Consider the following 22620-nt stretch of genomic DNA (forward strand, 5'->3'; position numbering starts at 1 on the left):
AGCTCATATATATAAAGAAAAACCATAGGTGGCGACTGCGATGATTCATCATATTTATGAGCATTATCATATGCATGTTAAAGAATTAATCCCCCTTGGCCCCTATAAAAGCTTTTGGATTCGCAACAAAATTTATGTACTTGTTCCAATTGGAGAAATGGAGGAAGAAGTACTTGTAGAGATGAAAAAGCTCAGTGATTATATGAACCAGCAAGGGGATATAACTGTAGCGACTTTCGTTCCGACTATACACGGCTACTATGTAAGTGAGATAGAAGAACAAAATTACTGCTTATTAAAAGGTATGCGTGCGTTAGAACGACATGCTACATCATTAGGAAGTGAGCTTTCTATATTCCATAAACGAGGTGCATTCTTTCCAGAAGAAATCGAGCAATTAAGCCGCATAGGCGAATGGAAAGCGTTATGGGAAAAAAGGCTCGATCAATTAGAAAAGTTTTGGCAATCACAAGTGATGAACCACCCTACAGACGTATTCGATCAATTGTTTATTGAATCCTTCCCGTATTACTTAGGAGTTGCAGAAAATGCAATTCAGTATGTTGTCGATACAGAGATGGATGATACGCCGCAAATGACTGATGCAGCAACAATTTGCCAAGAACGATTCACACCCTTATTATGGCATCAAACGAAGCGCCTCAAACTTCCTTTCGATTGGGTGTATGATCACCCAACTCGAGATATGGCAGAATTAATCCGCTATATGATGATAGAAAAAAAGAAAGACTGGGAGCAAACAATCGTTCAATTTGTTACAGATTATGAACGGAATTATTCGCTATCCTCATTTGGTTGGCGCCTATTATTTGCAAGGCTCCTGTTCCCACTTCACTACTTTGAAACAGTCGAACGATATTACCAAACGGGAAATGAAGAACAAAAAAGCATATATAGAGATCGCTTAGAAGCCATTTTACACGATGTGAACCGCTCTGAGCAATTTATGAAGCACTTTTATGGCTCACTTCGTTTACCAGTCGATAAGTTAGGGATTAGGAAATTAGATTGGCTATCTTAAAATATAAAAAAGAGACCGATTGAGGTCTCTTTTTTATATATCACAATTGTATGTAATACATTATGCCCCTACCTGTTGATCTGCACATATATTTAAAATGAATTGATGTCTTTCAATTTTTTCATTTACTTTACTCAATAATTCTTGCTGAATTTCTTTAAATAAAAATTGATAGCTCGCATTCCATGTTGGTATAACGGATGAAAGATCTAATAAATACTCTTTTTTCTTTTCTAGTTCTTGAATTGTTAAGAAAGTGTTCCCCATTTTTGGCATGTGTCGTCCCCCTATGTTTTTTACTTTTATATGTGTGAACGATTCTATAGTATTAATTATCTCACTTTTTGAGAAGGATTTCCAATTTTGTTTTATGATGTTAAAGGAGAAGTGTTTTTTGAATAAAAAAAGAGACCCAAATGGGTCTCTTTCTAGGAAGCGATTCTGAACGAGCCGCTTCTGCTTTTAGATTAATATCTAGCTCCAGCGGCTAAAATATTCGGTGGCTTCGCTTCTTCCGCCGAGGCAAAAAGCGCCTCTATGTCAGAAGCTCCATCCTCCTCACATTTTGAACGAGCCGCTTCCGCTTTTAGATTAATATCCAGCTCCAGCGGCTAGAACAGTCGGCCATTTCGCGCCTTCCTGTGAGGCAAAAAGCGCCTCTTCGTCAGGAGCTCCAATGACCTCCTGTTCTGAATGAGCCGCTTCTGCTTTTAGATTAAAATACTTGTTCTACTTCAATAACGCCTGGTACTTCTTCTAGTAATGCGCGTTCGATACCAGCTTTTAGTGTGATTGTAGAACTTGGGCAGCTTCCGCAAGCACCCATAAGGCGTAATTTTACGATACCTTCTTCAATGTCTACTAATTCAACGTCTCCGCCATCGCGAAGTAAGAATGGACGTAATTTATCTAATACTTCTAGTACTTGTTCTTCCATATGTGGGTTTTCCATTTTTATCGACTCCTTTCATCAGTTTTATTATAATCAAGATAGAGGGGAAAATCTATTTTTTCTGTTCTTGTTTTAATGTCGAAATTTTTTATCATGTTTACAACGTGTTTTTTCAGTATAGGGGTATGGAATAAGTTTGTAAAATGATGTGCTTATGTACTAAGACATCTGAATATACTGTTGAAACAAGAAGTGGGGGAAAAGAAATGGTTAATGTGCAAGTGTATGGGACGAAAGTAATTTGTGCGAGCTGCGTTGGAATGCCATCTTCAACAGAAACATTTGAGTGGCTACAAGCGGCGATTGGTCGTAAATATGAAGGACAAAAAAATAAATTTAATTTCGAGTATATTGATTTTCAAGAAGAACAAGAAGATGAAGATAAAAAAGCATTCGCAGAGCGCGTAGTGGAAGAAGATCTATTTTATCCGGTCGTTCTTGTAAATGGAGAAATTGTTGGAGAAGGAAATCCTCGTTTGAAGGATGTTTACGAAGAAATCGAGAAATATTTATAAAACAGGAAGCCTTTGCGAATTTGCGAAGGCTTTTTTTAATGGAGGGATAGATGTGAAAAATGGAGTGAAGCATGCGTTACCAACAGAAGTACGACAGTTAATGGAGCGGTACACAGTAGAATTAAAAGAAATTTTTTTAGATGAAAAAATAGTCGGGGTATATATTTACGGCTCCATCGCACTCGGTGCATTTCATGCAGAAACGAGCGATGTTGATTTTATTACAGTAATAAGTGATTCCGTGAATGAAGCTGAAAAACAGCAACTTGTCGAACTTCATAAGAAAATTAGTGGTAGTACGTTAGGTAAGAGAATGGATGGTATGTATATTCCGCTTGCTGATTTAGGGAAATACAATGATGAAATGAATGAGTACGTGTATTGTGCAGATGGTAAAGCGAATGTAGGTCATTGGGATATTAATGCGGTCACATGGTGGACATTGAAAAATCAAGGTATTACAGTTACCGGGAAAGAAGCGGAAGATCTTCCGTTTCAAATAAGGTGGGACGATGTAGTCAATACGATGAAATACAACGTAGAACAGTACTGGAGTGAAAAAGCGAAGCAGCCGTATTTATTTTTCATAGAAGAGTGGGTAGAATCAGCTGTCGTTACGATGGGCCGTATTTTATATACACTAAATCATAAAACAATCGTTTCAAAAGATAGTGGATTGCAATACTTGTTAGAACGTTCAGGGGAAGAATGGGAGCTTTTATTAAAAGAAGTAGCGAGAATACGGCAGAATCCAAAAGAAAAGCGAATGCTCTCAAGGTGGAGAAGGGCAGATATGACGAGGAAGTACTTATTGCATTTAATTGAAACATGTAGAGAGAAATGGTAGGGGAAAAACCGACGATACAGTAAATTGTATCGTCGGTTTTTGTGTTGAGAATGGTATATAATGGATTAAAAGGTTTAATTATACTGGAGGGGATAGGATGAATACAGAATTAACTACTTATGAAGAAAAGAATGTAGCAATAAGTATGCGCGAAGTAATTAGCATGATAATAATTATTTTTGGGGTAATGTACATGCCCATCAAGTTAAGATATTATAATACCCCCAGAACGAAAATTTCTTCGTTTTGGGGAACTACCAATTTCTTAAGTTGATGGGCATGTATGGTGACCCCATATAAAGAAATTTTAAACATCTTAATCTGCCTTTCCTTTATGTAAATATGGGAATAATGAAATTACCCCAAGGATAGCTAAACAAGCTCCAATCCATAGCGGAGATACAAAACCATATCCTTTACTGATTCCAAGACCACCTAGTGAGGAACCAATAACAATACCCAGCGTAATAAAAGAACTATGAACGGTATTTATCATTGTTCCATTACTAGCTGTTTTCATTACTCTCGCAACCATAGCCGGATTCAATGCTACACCAGTTAAACCAATAAAAATCGTAGAAATAACCGCAATGTATTTATTCTCTGCACCTAAAGCAAATAAAGACAATGCTACTATTAATATAATCAATCCGCTCACCAGTATTTTCATTGTATATTTATCAGCAAACTTGCCAATCACTATATTCCCAACTACCGTCGCACTACCATAGAGAGCAAGTAAATATGGAATACTTGCACTTGAAAAGCCTGTGACATTTGTAAAGATAGGAGTGAAATAACTAAATGCTGCAAACGTACCACCAATAATGAACATACTTGTTACGTACGCTGCCCAAAGATGAATATTCTTAAATCGCAGAAGTTCGTTTTTCCAATTCAATTGCTCTTTATTTGAAGATGATGGTAACAACCATTGAATCATAATCCCTGATACTAGCACAAGAACAGAAACAGCCCCAAAACTAATACGCCAGCCAAAATATTGCGAAACAACGGTTGTTATAGGTAAACCTAATACAGTTGCGAACATTAAACCTGCAAGTACAATTGATGCAGCTTTTCCCCTTGAATCAGAGTGAACCAATGTTGCAGAAAAGGAAATCGCAACTCCAAAAGATGAAGCTGAAGCAATACCAGTTATAATACGTGAAATCATCATAATATCATAGTTCCAAGCAATAGCTCCGAGCGATTGACCAATTAAAAATACGAACATTAAAAACAATAATGCTTGTTTGCTGCGCATTCGTAAGAGGATTGCAGTTAAAATGGGGCCTCCTATTACCATTGCTCCTGCATAAGCTGAAATTAAATACCCAATAGATGATACAGAAACCTGGAATGCAACAGCAAGTTCATTCATCATACCTGCAACCATAAATTCTGATGTAGTCATACAAAAGATTGCTAAAGCTAATAAATAAATAATCGATGGCATAAAAACACTCCTTATTCATTATTGTAATGATTGGTACAAAAATAGTGCGAAAAAAGAGCGCACTAAGCGCCACAAATAGACTCCATTGTTCCTTTGATAACTTGTTCAGACAACATCCGATTTTGCATCGATACATTAAGAACACGGAATCCGTAATAACTGCTTAAAAGCAGACTAGCTAATTCCTCAGCTGATTGCTTCTTTGAAATTTCACCTGTTTGCAATCCTTCCTCCATCACTGCTTCAATAGCTTGTTTAAGAAGTTCAACATGCTTCGAGAAAATTTCTTGTACCATTAAATCGTTTTTAGCACGTTCTATACTGGCATTAATCAATAAACATCCTTTTTGATCAATATTCTCAAAGTCTTCTTTCAATGCCCATTCAAAAAAATTACTTAATCGTTCTTTAACTGGAATTGGAGTATCTAACAATTTCCTTTGTTCCCTAATCCCAATTTCATGGTAGCGTTCTAATACTTGTTTATACAGTTCATGTTTACTACCGAAAGTATTGTATAAACTTCCTTTTCCAAGTCCTGTATCACTGCATAAATCTTGTGTAGAACACCCTTCATATCCTCTTAACCAAAATGTTTTCATTGCAACATCTACAATTGAGGAATAATCAAACTCTCGAGGTCTGCCGCGTTTATTCAATCGTATCCTCCTCTCATTTTAAAGATAACATTAATAGAATACTCTTTTTTGTACCGTGTGGTCAATAATTTTGTTTTAATGTTACTGTAAAATAAAATTTGATTATTTTAGATTACGAATAATTAAAAATAGCTCCCTTATTCAAATACAAGTCTTATTTGAATTAACAATTTCATCAATCTTTATTATTAATTATCAAACTTTGTTATAAATGATCAATCTATTTTACAAAGCCACAAAAAGACAAAATATAAATTGTTTAATCATTTGTTTTTCTACGTTTCCATAGGAAAAGTCGGGGAGCGAAACTCAGCCAAGGAGAAATCGTTGGTCTAATTGGGGTTACCATACATCGCTATCAATCTAAGGTAAATTTGTATCCATATAATCAAAAAAACGCTATTCTTTTTGTAGAAATATACAGAAAGGATGGCGTTTTGTATGACTCTATCGATTCAAGATGAGTTTCATTTATTCGCTGAAGAATTACAGCGATATCTATCCCCAAGTATCCTTCAACAGCTCGCACAGGAGACGGGTTTCGTAAAACGTAAAAGTAAATATGGCGCATGAGATTTGGCCGCTTTATGTATTTGGATTAGTCAACACGTAGCAAGCGATTCTCTTACTCGATTATGTAGTCAGCTTTATACAAATACAGCTACACTCATTAGCCCAGAAGGACTGAATCAACGCTTTAATCCAGCAGCTGTCGCATTTCTTCGAGAAGTGTTTACTTCCCTTCTCACACAAAAACTCTGTTCAAATCACTCACTTTCTGCACATATAATCTCTACTTTCAATCGTATCCGTATTCTAGATGCAACAGTGTTTCAACTACCTGATCAATTCGCTACTGACTATCAAGGTTCAGGTGGGAGTAGTAATAAGGCAGGCGTGAAAATCCAATTAGAATACGATTTACTTAGTGGTCAATTTCTTAACGTGCAGCTTGGGCCAGGAAAGAATAATGATAAAACATATGGTACCATCTGCCTTGAAACCGTAGAAGCAGGCGATTTGTGTTTACGTGATCTTGGTTACTTCGATTTAGGAGACTTACAAACCATTCATGATAAAAAGGCTTACTATATCTCTCGGTTGAAGCTGAATACACGCATTTATACCAAGAACCCTGAACCCGAATACTTCAACAATGGTACGTTAAAAAAGCAGACAGAATACATCCAGCTTGATATGACACAAATGATGTCTGATCTAATCCCTGGTGAAACGATAGAAATCCCTGAGGCATACATTGGCCAAAATCAGAAACTTCCAGCACGTGTTATTATCCATCGTTTAACCGATAATCAAACGCAAACACGTCTTAAAAACCAAGCGATACGTGAAAAGAAGAAAGGCATTGTCATGAAGGATAAAAGTAAACGTTTAATGGGCATGAATGTATATATCACGAACACGTCGCTAGAAGAAGTACCGACGAACTACGTGCATCCATTATATTCACTTCGTTGGCAGATTGAAATTTTGTTTAAAACGTGGAAGTCATTCTTTGAAATTGATGAATGTCAAAATATAAAAAGAGAACGCCTAGAGTGCCATTTATATGGACAACTCATCGGCATTCTCCTCTGTTCTTCTACGATGTTTCAAATGCGTCAGCTTCTGCTTGAAAAGAAAAAGCAGGAGCTGAGTGAATACAAAGCGATTTATATGATTAAAGATTACTTTCCATTACTGTTTCAAGCGATAGCCGTTGGCACAGAAGAACTTTTAAAAATTCTGCATCGCCTTTATCAGCTGCTCAAAAAACACGGTCGTAAATGTCATAGGTATAAGAAGATGACCGTCTTTGATATTCTAGGGATTGTGTATAAAACGGCGGTGAAGCATAGACAAGCTGCCTAGCGAAAAAATCGCGTTTTAATAGGCTTCTTTAGCATGCCTACTTTTCTATCACTTGCTAGTTTTGAAACAAGGATCATTTCGTAACTATTAAATTACTTGGTTAGCTTGATGGGCATGTGGAGGGACCCCAAATAGAAATAATAATATTCCACCAATCATTCCTTTTGTTGAAATATGTTGCGCTTCTTTAGAATCAATAGATTGGTTCATTTTATCTCGCCCATACAATTGCATTTCTTCCACTAGGTCACTCAAATCTCCTATTGAAATGACTCCCTTTTTAAAGGCATCTTCTTCCGTATAACCCTCTTTAATCATATCTGAAATTCGTTCTTTTAAATTTATAAACAACTCTACTTTCATATCTGTCACTTTAGGAGGTAATTTGCGCTTATTTTAAACGCTATTTTGCACTATAAGTAAATATAAAAAAGCCCAATTTCTCGCATTAAAATTGAGAAATTGGGCTTTTATCGTTACTCCGGAAAAGCGCCCTTTAATGGAATAACTAAGATATTCATCAAATCCTATACTCATTAGTCATACTCTAATGAAAGTTCTTTGTTCTCTTCTTCAATACTCGTTTACAAAAGGCGTTAAATGCACAGCGAACTTGCCATTCGGTACGATCGTTCTAACATGCATTTCCTCTCCCTTCGCAACTGCAAATGTGGGTGATGATTTCCCCTTTCATAACCTCCAACAAGTTTTTTTATAAAATGCCAAATATCGGAGAGTATTAAAAAAAAAATCCAACCGAATAGCAAGGCAGTTGAGTTTAGAAATTACTTTTTAATTCATTAAAGTCGATGGTGCTTCATAACTTTTTTATTTAGGTAGAAAGAATATCTGATAAAAATAAGTGCAAGTATAACGAATAATCCACCAATCCAGCTTAAATTTTCTATATTAGTATATTGAATAATGATTCCTCCTAATGCAGAGCCAAGCATCATTCCCACATTCATTAAGGCGGTATTAAAACTGAGTACTGTTTCAGAGGATTGTGGTTTCAGTGAAATCAGATAAAACTGCTTTGCTGGTGTCGTTGTCCAAGTTGCTACTCCCCAAAAAGCTAGTGTGACAAATACACCAACTGTCCTATACTGTGTAAATGCTAGTACAAATAAAGAGATGATATGAACACATAAACTTAATGATATTGTTCTATTAGGTCCCCATCTGTCTACCGCATATCCTCCAAAGCGTGAACCAATAAAAGCAAAAGTGCCTAAAACAAATAAAGCAATACTTGTCATTTCAATAGAAAAGCCAGCAGTATGACTTAATAATGGAGCAATGTAGGCAAATACCATCGTATAACCTAAAATCCAAAAAATCGTTGTCATTAAACCCGTAAGGATTCGTTTATCTTTCATAATTTGTAGCTGTTGTGTAAATGGCATCGGTTGATTTCCTTTTGTAGCTGGTAATAATTTGTAAAGTCCTATCATTAAAAAAACTGTGCCAAGCGCAATGATTAAGAAAATATAGTGCCAATCAAAATGTCCAGCTAAAAATGTTCCGATAGGCACTCCAAGTACTAATGAAACAGTGAAACCTGTAATGACTGTTGCCATAGCACTACCTCTTTTTTCTGGAACTGCAATTTGCGCAGCATAATTGGTGGCAACAACAATGTATAACCCTCCACTCATCGCCATAATGACTCTAGATAACATAAGAAAGACAAAATTATAGCTAAAAAATGCAACTAGATTCCCTAGAATAAATATAGAGATAGCATATAAAAGTACTTTTTTACGATCCAATTTAGACGTTAGCATGACCAAGATCAAAGCTCCAATAGCATAAGATAAAGAATAAATCGTAATCAACTGACCAGCCATTGAAATTGAAATATCTAATTCAAAAGAAATCAGTTCTAAAATTCCAGAAACAACAAACTCTGCTGTTCCTGTTACAAAAGCCCCTAAAGCTAAAAGTATGATGATTAGTTGATTCATATTATTTTTCAATTTGTACATCTCCTTATATTTGAACTACTGTTTTTATTTTATGTTCCATGTTAACATAAGTAAAATTGATGTTTTTAATAAAGGAGATGAGTAATTACTCATGACTATTGTACGCTACGAAATCATTGCAAAAGTAGTCGAGCTAGGAAGTTTTACAGAAACTGCTGAAATATTAAATATGACTCAATCAGCCGTGAGTCATGCAGTTGCGAGTTTAGAATCTGAATGGGGGGTTTCTTTATTAATTCGTGATCGAAAAAAAGGAATAACACTTACAGAAATAGGGCAAAAAATTCTGCCGCATATTAGAGAAATATTGAAAAGACTGGAAGTCATTAATCAAGAAATTGCGCTTATGACAAGCTTGGAAACAGGTATTATTCGTATAGGCACTTTTGCAAGTGCTTCTTCTTGCTTATTGCCTAAGTTACTTGCAAAATTCCGAAAAAAACATCCTAAAATAGAATTTAAATTTTACGAAGGAACCTATGAAGAGATTACGGAGTGGTTGGGTTCAAGCATTATTGATATTGGATTTGTAGTAAAAGGAAAATCAAACCCAAATTTCGATTTAGTTCCTTTGATTAAAGATAAGATGGTAGTCGCTTATCACCCTAATCATCAATTCCATTTTAAAGAAACAGTAGAAATGAATGATTTAATGGATGAATCCTTTATTATGCCAACAGGGATGTACCAATCACATGTTGAGGAATTATTTGCAGAAGCGCAAATTAAACCATCTATTCTTTTTGAAGTACACGACTGTACAACCATCGCTAATATGGTACAGGAAGGACTTGGCGTTACGATAGGTCCAGAATTATATTTAAAGACACAGCAAAACATAAAAATCAGCAAACTAAATATTGAAAACAGCCGTGAAGTAGCACTTGCCTGTCATTCTATTGCAAATGCTTCTCCTGCAGTTAAGGAATTTCTTCATGTGGCAAAAAATGTTTTTAAGTGAACATTTGCAGCGATTGCGTTTTAAAATAGGCCTTTCCTTTATTCATGTAACTCATGATAAAAGGGAAGAAAAAAAGAATTTTTTTATGTATAGCCTTTTAGATTTATTAAAAACACCTAACAAGTGTAGTGGAACGTCGCCAAGCGTCGTTTTGGAGCCGTTCGTTAAAAAATGTTTTTCAATAATATGGCCCGATTGTTGAACAAAGTTAAAAAAGCACACATATTATTATTTGTTCCAAAACTCGTATGTTTATGAACAGAGAATAAAATTCAATAATATCAACGTTTTCTAGTTATAATCGTGTTCATAAAGTGTGTAAACAAATCAATGTTCAATTAAACATAGATTTTTATCTTTCTGAACATTGATTTACCTTTAAAGAATGCTGTAATGGTAAGGTTTTATAATCCTTAGCGTACAATTTTCCCAGAATGATATAGTGACCCCTAATAGGGGTGCTGCCGCATCGCTATCAAGCTAACAAAACTAAATTTCCTTAAAATGAAAAAATACGCTATTCTTTCTGTAGAATCATAGGAAAGGATGGCGTTTTTGACATGAATTTATCGACTTTTGATAAACTAGAATTGTTTTCTAAAGAGTTGCAAAGATATATGTCACCTGGTGCTTTAGAGCAATTAGCTAGAGAGATAGGATTTGTTCAACGAAAAAGTAAATATCGTGCACAAGATTTAGTAGCTCTTTGTGTTTGGTTAAGCGAAAACATAGCAAATGCTTCATTGACACAACTATGTAGTCGATTAGAAGCTAACACAGGTATTTCTATGAGTCCAGAAGGACTAAATCAGCGCTTTAATTCTCAAGCTGTACAGTTGTTACAACAAATATTAGCCTCGTTACTCCATCACCAATTTTGTTCATCTAGCCAGATTCAAGCATCGTATATAAACTACTTTCATCGGATTCGTATATTGGATTCCACACATTTTCAGGTTCCAGATAAATTTGCTTCTACATATCAAGGTTCAGGAGGTAGTGGGCAAAATGCTGGTGTGAAAATTCAACTAGAATACGATTTATTAAGTGGTCAGTTTCTACATGTTCATGTCGGATCGGGAAAACACAATGATAAAACCTATGGTTCTACATGTTTAACGTCTCTTCAACCGAACGACGTATGTATACGGGATTTAGGATACTTCGATTTAAAAGATCTACATACTATAGATGAGTGTGGTGCTTATTTTATTTCAAGGTTAAAACTCAATACACGCATATATCAGAAGAATAAAGAACCTGAATACTTTCACAATGGAACCATAAAAAAGCATTCTGAGTACATCCAACTAGATATGGAGCAATTTATTGACCAATTACAACCTGGGGAAACATATGAGATTCCTGAGATTTATATTGGAATGTATCAAAAACTTCCTGCAAGATTAATTTTGTATAAATTAACTGAAACACAAATGGAGCGAAGACAAAAGGATTTAGCATCTAAAGAACATAAAAAGCAAATCACCTATAAAGAACGCAGTAAGCGGCTTAGCGCAATTAATTTTTACATTACAAATATTCCTTTAGAATATCTACCAAAGGAACAAGTATACGATTTTTACTCCTTACGATGGCAAATTGAACTTATCTTTAAAACATGGAAATCGTTTTTTCGTATTCATCACTGTAATTCTGTAAAATTAGAACGACTAGAATGTCACTTATACGGAAAATTAATAAGTATCCTTCTTTGTTCCTCCACCATGTTTCAAATGCGCCAATTACTCCTCATCAAGAAGAAACGAGAATTAAGTGAATATAAAGCAATTTATATCATCAAAGATTATTTTCCACTTATTTATCAATCTTTACAAAAAGGCATCCAAGAATTAACAAAGATTCTCTTTCGTCTGTTCAATTTCTTACAGAAAAACGGACGAAAATCCCATAGGTATGAGAAGAAAACAGTCTTTGATATCTTAGGCGTCGTATACAACTTTTCTATGTCTCACAATCATGTAGCGTAATCTAAAAAATTGAAACCCGATAGGGTTTATTTGGCATGCAAATCTTTAAAGAGCTTACAATGGATCTTTAGAAAAAAGAAAAAATCTCACATGCAATTAAACTTATATAAGCTTAGCTTGATGGGCGTGGGGTAATGTATGGAATTGGTTTTTTGAACATTATATATGACTCTTCCTTATATCCATGGTATGTAGATTATCTTATTCCACCTTTAACATTTCTTACTATTATTTTAATATATGCGCCAGCAAGAAATTATTGTGTACAGTTATTAAAATCAATACAGTTCAATAATTTCAAACATTATGTAACAATAGTAATGACGATGATCGTACTGCTTATATATCTTGCAGTATTAAATTTAGTTTTACCACATGGGGGCTTCGTGTGGATGAATCTAATCTAGTAATAGAGCCTACTAAAAGTGAAATCATTGTATATGTAGTTGTACTCACCACTTTTGCACCGATTTGGGAAGAACTTTTATTTCGGGGGATGTTTTTCACGAAATTATCTCAGCGCTTTTCTACACTTAGTAGTGCCGTTATAAGTGCTGTTATCTTTACTTTAGGTCATCCCCTTACAGTAGGGAGTGTTTTATATATTTTTGGTGGTGGTATATGTTTAGCTTATACGTATAAGAAAACAAATAACTTACTCGTCCCATGGGGGATTCATTTATTAAATAATGCATTTTTCATATTAGTAAATTTTCAACTATAAAAAGACGCCTTTTGAAAAGGGCGTCTTTCGTATTTTGTAGAAATGGATTTACATGTACTGTGTAGAGGAAAGGTAATACGAAATATAGATAGTTTCATGTGAAACATTTTTATTATCAAATATACAAAATGATTAACTTAGTGTATTAAATGTATCATTCATAAGTATTCTAATATATTTAAAAGTAAAATGAAATAATAAACGGATAATTGTCGGAATATATTCGATTTCCGTTCATTTTTATGAAATATATGTACTTTTTGTTAGATTCCTTCTTTTTATTTCTATAAAATACACGTATGTAGAAATGAGAAAAGGATGATGTACGTGAGGGACACTGTTTTACAAGAAACAATTTCTTCGCAACAGTTACATACAGTCGTTCAAAAGAATACGGCGTATTATGACTTTAAGTGGGGGAAAGTAGAAAATCCAGCGCAAGGGAATACGTGGAATTGGGTAGCCTTTTTCTTCCCAACTTTTTGGTTAGCTTATCGTAAAATGTATAAGTTGTTTATTATACTTACGTTACTGGCGGTACCTAGTATACTTATACCCCCTTTTATAGACATTCCAGATGGGATTTTTTTATCAATTAGTTTAGTTTTTCAATTAGGAATGATGATATTTACTGGATGGCAAGGAAATCGTTTATATTATAAGCATGCTGTCCGTATTTTACATAAGGAAGAAAATATGCCAGATCATGAGAAGGCATATTACTTACAATTAAAGGGTGGCGCTAGTTTTGCTGGTATGGTTGGTTTACACATCATAGTAGGGTTAGTATTTGGCGGAGCCACGTTCGGACTCTCCTTTTTACCAACTGAACCAAATATAAAAAACGTTGTTCGTGCAAGTGGTGAAGGATTTACTTTAGAGATTATGACGGATAATCCAACGTGGAAGCTTGTAACGAAAGAAAAAGATTATGATGTAGTAGAATTTACTGGTTATGATTATACAGAGAAGAAAAACGTAAAAATTAAATTTGCTGTTTATTTCGATGAAGATTATTTCGAGTGGCAAGAGGTATACGAGAATAATAAGAAGTTAAGTGAAGAAGAGTTGGAAGAGTATCAATTTTATATTGAAGAGAATGGTTGGGGGTTCTAGTGAGAACTCGTTCATTTTGAAAAGAAGGATCTTGTGAAGGTTCTTCTTTTTTATTGGAAACACCATACGAATTAAAAATTTGTAAAATACAATAAAAAATGAGAATTTGAGGTAGGGTTGTCAATAACGTGAGACTATGGCACTATAAAGAAATGCTATACAAATTTTATTTATCGAGATGTAAACATCAATTTTGATTTTTACGTATAAATAATGAACGGAGGAAATGAATTTATGGCTACTTTACCTAATTGTCCAAAATGTAATTCAGAATATACGTATGAGGATGGCGTTCTTTTCGTATGTCCAGAATGTGCTCATGAGTGGGGCCAAGAAGCAGAAACTGAAAATAATGATGGTGCAAAAGTTGTAAAAGATGCGAACGGAAACGTTCTTCAAGACGGCGATGCTGTTACTGTTATTAAAGATTTAAAAGTAAAAGGAACTTCTTCAGTTGTGAAGATCGGTACGAAAGTAAAGAGTATTCGTCTAGTTGATGGCGATCACGATATTGATTGCAAAATCGACGGTTTCGGAGCTATGAAATTAAAATCACAGTTCGTTAAGAAGGCGTAAATAAAAAGAGGAGGCGATTAGCCTCCTCTTTTTTATTGTCATTTTTTATCGGTAAGTCGATATAATTTTATTTACCATGAACAGTGCAACATTTACTGTGCACCATAGTCAATCTCTTTCAACTGACACCGCTTATTAAAGAATGTTTTATATCCAAGCTGTAAGAAGATAATAACAGCAAAGGCAGTGCTTCCTGAAATACCAAGTATAATGGCGATTTGATATTGAATGGCTGTAAATGGTGATACACCAGATAAGATTTGACCAGTCATCATGCCTGGTAAGCTTATAATCCCCATTCCGACCATAGAATTGATCGTTGGTAAAATAGCAGAGTCAAAAGCGTCTCGTATGAGCGGCGCAGCGGCTTCTTTCGGTGTTGCGCCGAGCATAAGTGCGCCTTCAATTTGACCTCTTTGCGATTTCATATTATTTAAGAACGTATTTGCACCAAGGGAAACACCTGTCATCGCATTCCCAACTAACATTCCCGTAATCGGAACGATATATTGCGGTGCATACCAAGGGTCGTGCCCGATAATAACAAAGATAAATAGTAGAAGTGGGCCAATTGATCCGGCAACCATGGAAAGCGCGGCTACTCGTTTTAATTCTTTAGACATCGGGATATTGACTCGTTTATAAATATTAAAAATTGCAAAGGTAGTAATAGAAGTAATAAGAGCAATTGTATAAAATGGATTACTATTTTCAAATACGTATGTAAGGACATATGCAACAAGTACGAGCTGAATCGTCATACGGAATGTTGCGAGCGCAATTTGTTTTTCACGAGGAATCCCTTTTAATTTTACAAGTCCAATTAAAATAAGAATAAAAATATATGCAGCGGCAAGTTGCCAAATTTGGAGTTCAATAACGCCCTTCAACTGAGAGCACTTCCTTTCTAGTTGCACCGTTTGTTTTACTAATTTCAATAATATCGTCTGCAATTTCTTCTGGAAGTTGTTGTGAGTGTGTAATGAAGATAACTGTTTTTTTCTTTTCTCTTGCTAGCATAGTAAATTGTTTCATAACGCGGCGTTCTGTATCGCTATCTAGTGCCGAGGTTGGTTCATCTAATAAATAAACAGGTGGATCCATAAGTACGATACGTGCAAAAGCAAGTCGTTGTTTTTCTCCGCCTGATAATGAATTAGCGTTGTCTTCTAAATTTTTTTCTAAGCTAACAGTCGTTAATGCGCTTCGCAAGGCATCATCATTTGGAAATGGTTTTTCAGAAAAACGAAGTCCCATTAATAGATTGTCTTTAATCGTTCCATCAAAAATAGGTGGCGTTTGCCCAAGCATGACTACGTCACGTCGTAATTGAATTGGAGGATAATCGGAAATTTGTTTTCCGTTATATTCAATTGTACCGGATGTTGGAGATTGCAAATCATTTAGCATGCGGAGCAATGTACTTTTTCCGCTCCCACTCTCACCGATAATACATGTAATTTTTTCTTTTTGAATCTGTAAATAAGGAATGTGTAGTATATCTTTATATGTAACGTCTTTTAATATAAACATAGATGGCTCCTTTCTGATTCTAGTTCTATCGTATCAAAAAAGAGAAGGTAACGGTTATAAAGAGCAACGTTTTTTCTTCGTCTTGAGTTCTATTAATAAGTTAAGTAAACGATCTAATTCTTGGCTGAAAGAAATCACTTTATCATGAGTGAATCCGTACTTTTCAACGAGATAGATCAATTCTATCTTCTTCGCTTCTATTCGATCGTTTAGTTTCGTTAAGTTCATAAGTGAAATGGAATACCTCCTGTAAAAGTATTTACAACATAAAAAATAAGACCGAATGACTTCGGTCTTAAAGGAAATAATAAAACAACTTATAAATAGCATACACTGTTTATCAATAGTTTTTAATATAAAAATGAAAAATAAATCATCATCCATATTGAGAAAGATGTGTCTGATAATTATATTTTAACTCATAAAAGAGACTGCCTATTTAGTAGACAGTCTGTAAAGTATTAACCTTTATGATATTTGTACATCCAAAGAAGACCGGATTTTAATAATCTCGGTACACGTCCCATTAATGGTTGGTTTGCTAGTAAACCGAAGCCGTGCTTCTTACCAAGAGAGCCGAGAACACCTTTTAATTTAATTACAGGTAGTTCGTCAGGAAGTGGTTCATTATTCCAACGTTTTAATAATATTTGGACAATTTGTTCTCCTTGACCTTCAGCAAGTTGTGCAGATGGAGCGTGTGGAAGTGCTGCGCAATCTCCTACAACATACACGTGCTCGTTATTTGGAATATTGTGATATTTTGTTAAAACAACCCGTCCGCTACCATCTTGTTCAACTGGAAGGTTTCGAACAACTTCATTTGCTTGAATACCAGCTGTCCAGACGATTGCATCACATTCAAGTGGTTCATCGTGGTTGTACACAATATTTGGTTCTACTTTTGTAATGTTAGAGTTTCGTATAATAGTAACCTTATGTTTTACGAACCATTCTTCTACGTATCTACTTAATTTCTCTGGATATGGGAATAGAATTCTATCTTTTCGATCAAATAAGTGAATTTTTAAATCAGAACGGCTTTCGCGAAGTTCACTTGCAACTTCAACGCCACTTAATCCAGCACCAACGACAGCTACTGTTGCGTTTGGTTCTAGACTATTTAATTGTTCATATGTCTTACGTGTTTGTTCAATCGATTGTAGGCTATGTGTATATTCCTTCGCCCCAGGAACGTTATGATATTTATCCTCACAGCCAAGACCGATAATTAAATCATCATATGGGATTGCTTCGCCGCCATCGAGATGAACAGCTTTTTCTTCGAGATCAATATTTGTTATTGTGCCGTATTGAATATTGAGGCGTGGGTGCTCGGGAAACGGTATACGAATATGTGTTTCTGAAATAGTACCCGCAACTAATGCATAATATTCAGTTTTGAAGCAATGGTATGGTACTTTGTCGATTAATGTCACTTGTACATCATCTGGAAGTTGGTTGCTTGGAAGTAGCCGCTGCAGAATTCTCATTCCACCGTAGCCGCCACCTAGTATTACGAGGTGTTTCATGATGGATTACCCCTTTTCTGTTGAAATATCCCCTAATCATACAATTTTATATTAATAAAATATTTTGACTTTACTCAATCAAATTATATCGAATTTGTGAACAAATAACAATGCATGAATGAATACTCTGTTGTACAATAAGAAGAAAAGTAAAGTAAACTGTTTTTCCTTTTTAATTACTATTTCATTGCGAGTAGCATGTTATATAAAATAAGTCCATCTACTTTGAAGTGAAATAGTGAAGTAACTAAATAGTTTAGAATGTATAACGAAAACAACAAGAGACAGCTTAGTTTTCTTCTTATAGATAGTCAGAAGGTAATTTGTTTTGTAGTACAGGGGGGAGAATTTTGATTAAACCATTAATTGAATTTTGTGTAGGTAACCTTGCGAGTGGTTCACAAGCAGCTTTAGAGAAATTAGAAAAAGATCCGAATTTAGATGTAATGGAATATGGTTGTTTAGGATATTGTGGTATTTGTTTTGAAGGGCCGTTTGCACTTGTAAATGGTGAAGTCGTACAAGGTGCTACAGTAGAAGAACTTGTCCATAATGTATATGAGTATTTGGATGAAAATCCAATGTTTTAAGGTGTTGCAATCAGCAGCACCTTTTTCTATTAGATAAAATCTTCTTTCGCGGGGGAGGATAATATTGTATATAAATAAAAAAGGCCCTTGTAGAAGGGCTTTTTTTCTTACACAATTTGTGCAAGAATGGCTCATCGCCAAATGTTGTCAAATATGAGAAACGGGGGACATTCATATTGTGTTCTAAAAGCGTGCATTTTATACTTAAAATAACAAACTATTTTTGGAGTGAATACAAATGAGCCAATTTTCTTTTACAAAAATGCATGGTCTTGGCAATAGTTATATATATGTAAATATGTTTGAAGAACAAATTCCTGAAGAAGATTTAGTTCTTGTGGCGGAAAAGGTTTCAAATATTAATACTGGTATTGGAGCAGATGGAATGATTTTAATTTGTCCATCTGACGTAGCTCCGGTGAAAATGCGCATGTTTAATAATGATGGTTCAGAAGGAAAGAGCTGTGGTAACGGTTTACGCTGCGTAGCGAAATATGCGTATGAGCATAAACTAGTAGAAGAAACAGTTTTCAAAATTGAAACGTTAGCTGGTATTGTAACAGCGGAAGTAACGGTAGAAGAAGGGAAAGTTACATTAGCGAAAATCGATATGGGAGCACCGCGTTTAACACGTGCAGAAATACCGATGCTTGGTGAAGGTGAAACACCATTTATTCGTGAAAACTTCTTATACAATAATCATCGTTATGCATTTACAGCTGTTTCAATGGGGAATCCGCATGCGGTTATTTTTGTTGATGATGTAGAGCAAGCACCTCTTACAACACTTGGTCCAGTCCTGGAGACACATGAAATGTTCCCAGAGCGAGTAAATGTTGAATTCGTCGAAATTTTGAATGATGCAGAGATGAACTTCCGTGTTTGGGAACGTGGATCTGGTGTAACACAAGCTTGCGGAACAGGGGCGTGTGCTGCAGTTGTAGCCTCTATTTTAAATGGGAAAATGGAACGTGGTAAGGAAATTATAGTTCATTTAGCTGGTGGCGATTTAATGATTGCATGGACAGAAGAAGATAATGTGTTAATGAAAGGACCAGCGGAAGTAATTTGCCGCGGAGTGTATGAGTACAAGATAGAAGCGTAAAGATGTATAATAGAATGAGAACAGAAAGGATGGTGTATTTCATGATTGAAGTAACAGAACAAGCAGCTTTTCAAATTAAAGATATGTTAAAAGATGCTGAAGATGGAGAGAAGTACGTGCGCCTTGCTGTACATGGCGGCGGATGTACTGGCCTTTCTTACGGCTTAGGATTTGAAGTAGAACCAAAAGAAGACGACACAGTTCTTGAATTTTTCGGTGTTGAATTTGTTATCGATACAGAAAGTGCTCCAATTGTTAAAGGAGTAAAAATTGATTATAAACAATCTATGCTTGGCGGTGGATTCACAATCGACAATCCAAACGCAATCGCATCATGCGGATGTGGATCATCTTTCCGTACAGCGACGAATGCTGGTAAGCCGGAAGAGTGCTAGTGCGAAAAAGTGCGTCAAATCAACGTTTTTAGTATCGAGATATTAGCGTGAAATCTTTTCGTAAACATGAAGCGTATAGGGTGAGGATGGAGAATTGAGGGCGGTAGATAACGTTCGAAATTCGACCATACACAAGTAACTAAGTGTATCTACGTAACCCTACTGCGCATCTATAAGGATTAATAATACCGACCCTTCTTGACGGTGAATTACAAAATTCATTCGTTGAGGGGTTTTTTTTATTGGCATTAAAACGTAAGAAGAAGCGAGCTGAGCGCACTACGCACAAGTCGTACCCTAAGATAACCTTACAGCAAGCTCTCGATATAGCGATAGCAGGTAAAAAAGCAGAGGGTCTGCGAGAACGAACGCTAACAGACTATATGAAGATGTGGGGCTATTTTACCGATTGGCTTGCAGAAAATTATTCCGATATAGATTATGTTAACGAACTTACAGCAGATATTTTCCGTAACTATATTAACTATTTACAGTACGATGCCATACGTTACGATGGTCACAAGTTTATTACTAATCGAGAAGAAAGAGGGGTAAAAGAAACGACAATTAATATAAGGCTGCGTACTTACCGCTCAATGTTCAATTACTTAGAGCGTGGAGAGTTAATAGAGTACAATCCGATGGACAATGTAAGATTGTTGCGTCAAGACATAGACCTTACGAATTGTTTAACAGAGGATGAAGTAAAAGCGGTCTTAGCGCAACCTAATCAACGAGATTATGTAGGTTTTCGAGACTTTGTAATTATTAATTTGTTATTAGATAGCGGGTTACGTATTAATGAGGCTCTTAATTTACGAGTGGAAGAGATTGATTTTAAAACACGCTTTATAACGTTGACGGGTGAACGGAATAAAAACCGCAAACCTAGATATGTACCAATATCGGCATTTGTTGCGAAGCTCTTACTACAGCTTATCGAAGAGAATAGGGCGCATTTTAAAACAGACCGCATATTCCTTTCTTGCTTCGGTGAGTTACTAGGAGCGAATCATTTTAATAAGCGCTTAAAGTATTACGCAGAAAAGGCAGGTATTAAAGGTAAGAAGGTAACTGCGCATATTTATCGTCATACGTGGGCTAAAAATATGATTTTAAACGGCTGTGATCCATTTACATTACAGAAAATAAAAGTAAAATCTTAGTGCAGTCGCAGTAAGATTCGGACTAGCTGTATTTGCGGCAAATATTACAGATATGATAGGTGCTTGGCGAAAGCGGAGAGGGAAATAAAAAAAAGCGGCGTTTATACGTCGCTTAGTTAATTGTATTATCTGTTTCTTTAATCTCATCATATGGCTCATGCACGTATTGAAAACCGTATCCCGCTTCTACAAGGACTTCGTCAACCTTTTCTAAAAACTCTTTGCCCCATTTAGTGCAACGATGTTTACCGTAGATTTTAATAACAAAATTATACCCTTTTACTTCGGGATATCTTTCGTAAACTTCTTCACTTTCTATAAAACCTAAATACAAATTGATTTTTTCTTGCAGTAACTCAATATGTTTTTCTTCATCAGTCCAGTCTAATTCATCAGCAATGACTAAATAGGCTATTTTTTCTTCTTGATTGTAGCCCATAAAGTCAACTTTTTCTAATTCATATAAAGACATAAAAACACCTCTTATCTATTGTTTTCTTCTAATTTCAACTTTAGTTGGAGGTATTTCCGTGCCACCTACAAATGGTGGTTTTCCTTTACCTACAACTGTTGCGCCGTGTTCTTCAATTTCGGGAATCGCAATTTTTTGTTTTTTAGTAAGGGGAGCAGTTGGCGAACCTTTTGCTTCAACTATTCTTATATCTTCTAAATCTTTATTCGCCCCTAGAAAATCAAGCCTTGTCTTTGTCCCTGTTTTATTAGTCTTTAAAGTTATTTGTTCTACTACTGTATCTACTTCTTTTGAGAAGTCCTTATATACTTCTTTTTCAAATGCTCTCCCAGTTGCTTGATTTATTCCTATTTGTACCTGTCTTTGGGCTTTTACTGCTTCCGCGGTCTTGTCTATCTTTTTCGCAGTATCTACGGCATCAGCTACCTTTTTGGCACCTTTAACTACTTTTATTCCTTTTCCTAGCGGAGTAAGACCCGCAAAAACCATAACACCAGCGCCAGTGCGATCCCACCACGAAAGTTTTTCGCCAGTGTCAGGATCCAACACCTTCCATAACGCGTCGCACATCGTATTCACCCGATAGCTCGCCCGCTAAGTCTCTAGCAGCTTTCTCTAAACTATCGTCACCTTTTTCCGAAGAAGATGCACTAGCTGCGGTCTCACCTTCAACTAGATTGCCGTCGTACTCAGCATCTGCCGTGCGGAATTTTTCCGCAGCTCTTTCTAGTTCGTCAGCTATTTTATCGAATTCCATTAAAACAGTGAACATTTTCGGCTTAGCTTCGTTAAACATTTGATAGAAATGTTGACTGGTTGCTCCTATCCAGGTCGCGGCAATGTGTTCTGTTTGATTATATAAATCGTTATGTATCTGTTCTAAGGTGTACCGTACGTCCTTTACTGTCTTGGCTGCTTGCTCTAAACGTTCAGGTGTTACTTTTATTTGTACCATACCATCCCTTCTTTTCTTAATATTTTTGCAAGAAAATTATACCATATATATGCATTGGTCGATGTGTGATAAAAGGACATATTTGCGGTATGTAATGAAAGTTATCGAAAGCTATGAAAAGCTATTAATTTGCATTCGAATGTAATAGAATGTAGCGTTATCTACCATTT

At 35.6% G+C, this 22620-nt stretch carries 24 protein-coding genes and 3 pseudogenes; 14 read left to right on the forward strand and 13 right to left on the reverse strand.

Translation table 11 applies throughout. The features are described 5' to 3' along the window. Positions 1-40 precede the first annotated feature (40 nt). The gene (gene yutH, locus DM800_RS19255) at positions 41-1042 is read left to right on the forward strand and encodes a spore coat putative kinase YutH (protein WP_000581274.1); all 1002 of its coding nucleotides are present in this window, start codon (positions 41-43) and stop codon (positions 1040-1042) included. Between the two features lie 60 nt (positions 1043-1102). Here the strand turns inward: yutH and DM800_RS19260 are convergent, their stop codons facing one another. Continuing rightward, entirely contained in the window at positions 1103-1318 is a 216-nt protein-coding gene (locus DM800_RS19260; protein ID WP_001125489.1) for a hypothetical protein, read from the reverse strand. Positions 1319-1757: 439 nt separating this feature from the next. Beyond that, a complete protein-coding gene (locus tag DM800_RS19265; RefSeq protein ID WP_000431158.1) occupies positions 1758-1994 on the reverse strand; it encodes a NifU family protein in 237 nt (78 codons plus the stop codon). 206 nt (positions 1995-2200) lie between these two features. Here DM800_RS19265 and DM800_RS19270 point away from each other — a divergent pair, with 206 nt between their 5' ends. The 3 genes and pseudogenes from DM800_RS19270 to DM800_RS19280 form a co-directional block, all read left to right on the forward strand. Next, positions 2201-2509 carry a YuzD family protein gene (locus DM800_RS19270; RefSeq protein ID WP_088608542.1) on the forward strand — a complete coding sequence of 103 codons (309 nt, stop codon included), beginning with the start codon at positions 2201-2203 and terminating at the stop codon, positions 2507-2509. Further along, entirely contained in the window at positions 2478-3356 is an 879-nt protein-coding gene (locus DM800_RS19275; RefSeq protein WP_147787361.1) for a nucleotidyltransferase domain-containing protein, read from the forward strand. Before DM800_RS19270 ends, DM800_RS19275 begins: the two co-directional genes overlap by 32 nt. Positions 3357-3453: 97 nt before the next feature. After that, a pseudogene (locus DM800_RS19280) lies at positions 3454-3549 on the forward strand (CPBP family intramembrane glutamate endopeptidase); the annotation flags it as partial. A gap of 123 nt (positions 3550-3672) precedes the next feature. Here DM800_RS19280 and DM800_RS19285 read toward each other — a convergent pair. Together DM800_RS19285 and DM800_RS19290 are read right to left on the reverse strand one after the other, a co-directional pair. Continuing rightward, positions 3673-4815: an MFS transporter gene (locus DM800_RS19285; protein ID WP_001139236.1), complete on the reverse strand. Its 1143-nt coding sequence runs from the start codon at positions 4813-4815 to the stop codon at positions 3673-3675. A gap of 62 nt (positions 4816-4877) precedes the next feature. Continuing rightward, positions 4878-5474 (reverse strand): TetR/AcrR family transcriptional regulator, encoded by a 597-nt coding sequence (locus tag DM800_RS19290; protein ID WP_001042192.1) that lies wholly within the window; start codon positions 5472-5474, stop codon positions 4878-4880. A gap of 441 nt (positions 5475-5915) precedes the next feature. On the opposite strand from DM800_RS19290, the pseudogene DM800_RS19295 reads away from it, so the two are divergent. Further along, a pseudogene (locus DM800_RS19295) lies at positions 5916-7346 on the forward strand (IS4 family transposase). Positions 7347-7433: 87 nt separating this feature from the next. Here the strand turns inward: DM800_RS19295 and DM800_RS19300 are convergent. Both DM800_RS19300 and DM800_RS19305 read right to left on the reverse strand, forming a co-directional pair. Further along, positions 7434-7709 carry a permease prefix domain 1-containing protein gene (locus DM800_RS19300; protein WP_000861928.1) on the reverse strand — a complete coding sequence of 92 codons (276 nt, stop codon included), beginning with the start codon at positions 7707-7709 and terminating at the stop codon, positions 7434-7436. Between the two features lie 437 nt (positions 7710-8146). Further along, positions 8147-9334 (reverse strand): MFS transporter, encoded by a 1188-nt coding sequence (locus DM800_RS19305; protein WP_088112905.1) that lies wholly within the window; start codon positions 9332-9334, stop codon positions 8147-8149. A gap of 91 nt (positions 9335-9425) precedes the next feature. Here DM800_RS19305 and DM800_RS19310 point away from each other — a divergent pair, with 91 nt between their 5' ends. From DM800_RS19310 to phnA, 5 genes and pseudogenes are all read left to right on the forward strand, one after another. After that, positions 9426-10295, forward strand: a complete 870-nt coding sequence (locus DM800_RS19310; RefSeq protein WP_046954857.1) for a LysR family transcriptional regulator — start codon at positions 9426-9428, stop codon at positions 10293-10295. A 560-nt stretch (positions 10296-10855) separates the two neighbouring features. Further along, positions 10856-12286, forward strand: coding sequence for an IS4 family transposase (locus DM800_RS19315; RefSeq protein ID WP_048563148.1), 1431 nt, complete (start codon positions 10856-10858; stop codon positions 12284-12286). Between the two features lie 134 nt (positions 12287-12420). Continuing rightward, positions 12421-13010 (forward strand): annotated as a pseudogene (locus DM800_RS19320) (lysostaphin resistance A-like protein). A 321-nt stretch (positions 13011-13331) separates the two neighbouring features. Then, positions 13332-14126 (forward strand): DUF2628 domain-containing protein, encoded by a 795-nt coding sequence (locus DM800_RS19325; protein ID WP_147787362.1) that lies wholly within the window; start codon positions 13332-13334, stop codon positions 14124-14126. Positions 14127-14360: 234 nt separating this feature from the next. Then, positions 14361-14702, forward strand: coding sequence for an alkylphosphonate utilization operon protein PhnA (phnA, locus tag DM800_RS19330; protein WP_048528370.1), 342 nt, complete (start codon positions 14361-14363; stop codon positions 14700-14702). Between the two features lie 92 nt (positions 14703-14794). Here phnA and DM800_RS19335 read toward each other — a convergent pair whose 3' ends face one another. The 4 genes from DM800_RS19335 to DM800_RS19350 form a co-directional block, all read right to left on the reverse strand. Further along, positions 14795-15592, reverse strand: coding sequence for an ABC transporter permease (locus DM800_RS19335; protein ID WP_088608534.1), 798 nt, complete (start codon positions 15590-15592; stop codon positions 14795-14797). Then, entirely contained in the window at positions 15576-16235 is a 660-nt protein-coding gene (locus tag DM800_RS19340; protein ID WP_147787363.1) for an ABC transporter ATP-binding protein, read from the reverse strand. Before DM800_RS19340 ends, DM800_RS19335 begins: the two co-directional genes overlap by 17 nt. 54 nt (positions 16236-16289) lie before the next feature. Continuing rightward, on the reverse strand, positions 16290-16463 hold the full coding sequence (locus DM800_RS19345) for an aspartyl-phosphate phosphatase Spo0E family protein (protein ID WP_060488142.1): 174 nt from the start codon (positions 16461-16463) through the stop codon (positions 16290-16292). Positions 16464-16696: 233 nt separating this feature from the next. Then, positions 16697-17767 carry an NAD(P)/FAD-dependent oxidoreductase gene (locus DM800_RS19350; RefSeq protein ID WP_000682062.1) on the reverse strand — a complete coding sequence of 357 codons (1071 nt, stop codon included), beginning with the start codon at positions 17765-17767 and terminating at the stop codon, positions 16697-16699. 350 nt (positions 17768-18117) lie between these two features. Here DM800_RS19350 and DM800_RS19355 point away from each other — a divergent pair, with 350 nt between their 5' ends. From DM800_RS19355 to DM800_RS19370, 4 genes are all read left to right on the forward strand, one after another. After that, positions 18118-18357, forward strand: coding sequence for a YuzB family protein (locus DM800_RS19355; RefSeq protein ID WP_000595024.1), 240 nt, complete (start codon positions 18118-18120; stop codon positions 18355-18357). Between the two features lie 238 nt (positions 18358-18595). Then, positions 18596-19462: a diaminopimelate epimerase gene (gene dapF, locus DM800_RS19360; protein ID WP_147787364.1), complete on the forward strand. Its 867-nt coding sequence runs from the start codon at positions 18596-18598 to the stop codon at positions 19460-19462. 41 nt (positions 19463-19503) lie between these two features. Continuing rightward, entirely contained in the window at positions 19504-19857 is a 354-nt protein-coding gene (locus DM800_RS19365) for a HesB/IscA family protein (protein WP_000573830.1), read from the forward strand. Positions 19858-20099: 242 nt separating this feature from the next. After that, positions 20100-21023, forward strand: coding sequence for a tyrosine-type recombinase/integrase (locus DM800_RS19370; RefSeq protein WP_255447011.1), 924 nt, complete (start codon positions 20100-20102; stop codon positions 21021-21023). Positions 21024-21135: 112 nt separating this feature from the next. On the opposite strand, the gene DM800_RS19375 is transcribed toward DM800_RS19370, so the two are convergent. The 3 genes from DM800_RS19375 to DM800_RS29670 are packed head-to-tail and all read right to left on the reverse strand — an operon-like array spanning position 21136 to position 22450. Then, positions 21136-21495 (reverse strand): DUF6572 domain-containing protein, encoded by a 360-nt coding sequence (locus tag DM800_RS19375; protein WP_087986034.1) that lies wholly within the window; start codon positions 21493-21495, stop codon positions 21136-21138. A 15-nt stretch (positions 21496-21510) separates the two neighbouring features. Beyond that, positions 21511-22065: a pre-toxin TG domain-containing protein gene (locus tag DM800_RS29665; protein WP_255447012.1), complete on the reverse strand. Its 555-nt coding sequence runs from the start codon at positions 22063-22065 to the stop codon at positions 21511-21513. Beyond that, complete coding sequence (locus DM800_RS29670) at positions 22031-22450, reverse strand: WXG100 family type VII secretion target (RefSeq protein WP_255447013.1); 420 nt, start codon at positions 22448-22450, stop codon at positions 22031-22033. Before DM800_RS29670 ends, DM800_RS29665 begins: the two co-directional genes overlap by 35 nt. Positions 22451-22620 lie beyond the last annotated feature (170 nt).

It is taken from the genome of Bacillus sp. AY18-3, assembly GCF_008042305.1.
Classification (GTDB): Bacteria; Bacillota; Bacilli; order Bacillales; family Bacillaceae_G; genus Bacillus_A; species Bacillus_A wiedmannii.